The 1,009-nt window shown below is 49.1% G+C and carries 1 protein-coding gene; it reads right to left on the reverse strand.

Annotation, left to right across the window (positions count from 1 at the left end):
• Positions 1-39 precede the first annotated feature (39 nt).
• Positions 40-735 carry a TetR/AcrR family transcriptional regulator gene (locus IE122_RS18010; protein ID WP_189622610.1) on the reverse strand — a complete coding sequence of 232 codons (696 nt, stop codon included), beginning with the start codon at positions 733-735 and terminating at the stop codon, positions 40-42.
• Positions 736-1,009: the final 274 nt, after the last annotated feature.

The following is a 1,009-nucleotide window of genomic DNA, read 5'->3' on the forward strand; positions in this document are numbered from 1 at the left end:
GGACAAATTCCGCAACGCCACGGAATTTGTTCACGCCGCCTAGCGAACATTGAAGACAAGGCTAGCCCACAAGTCTGTCAACTCGTCGACGATGATTTCCTCGTCGAACGCTGCGCCATCACTTATGAAGCGCAGAAATATTTGATCTACGGCCATAATCGCGATCCAGATTCTTATCTCAAGACGTTTAACGTCTTGTGGTTCGATGGCTCCCACTGTACGCTCAAAGATGGATCTAACATAAATTTCGAAGTTGGTATTCAACAAATCGGCAACACTCTGATCACTTAAAGCGGCCTCTCGGATCACACGTAAAAATGCGCCTTCCGACCGATAAATTTCGCACATGGCTAAAACGCCACGTCGAATTTCTTCTTTGGCTCGTGTTTTTGTCTTTAAGTTGTGGGGCGAAGGCATCGTAGCCACAAACGCTTCGAAAAAAAGCTGTTCATCTTCTTCGATAGCCTGTCGCATTATTTCATTTTTATTACTAAAATATTGGTAGATTGCCGTGCGGCCAATTTTTGCCTCAAGCGCTATATTTTCGATCGTAGTAGCCGCAAATCCGTAGGCCTGAAAACACTTTCTGCCTGCGGAGACAATGCGTGTTCGGATGAGCACGCGCAGGGTTTCCCGCGGTGAAAGCGTATCATCAATGACAGGGGGAATTTTCTGAGGGCCCGGCGCATGGCCCCGCCTCGTTTCATTTTTCTTCGCCGCGATATGCTTTTTCACCCGTTTGACACTCCAAATGCAGCCTTCCTGTCATTAGATTAGCTGATGCGCGGCCGCAACCATCAGTTCGGACCTTAACTACTGACCTGGGAACCCCATTGATAATGGGTTGAGCGACAGCGGCTTACGTGATCCAAGCTTGGGATGTGGACCCAAGCGAGCCGTGAGCGAATGGCTTAACATGAGAAGCGCGCCAAGCATTACCCGACCGATCTGACGCATCCGGGACCATTGCAAAAGTCGGCAATCTTTGATTCTCTTCTGGTGAGGAGGA

This window comes from Novosphingobium colocasiae (assembly GCF_014652555.1).
Classification (GTDB): Bacteria; Pseudomonadota; Alphaproteobacteria; order Sphingomonadales; family Sphingomonadaceae; genus Novosphingobium; species Novosphingobium colocasiae.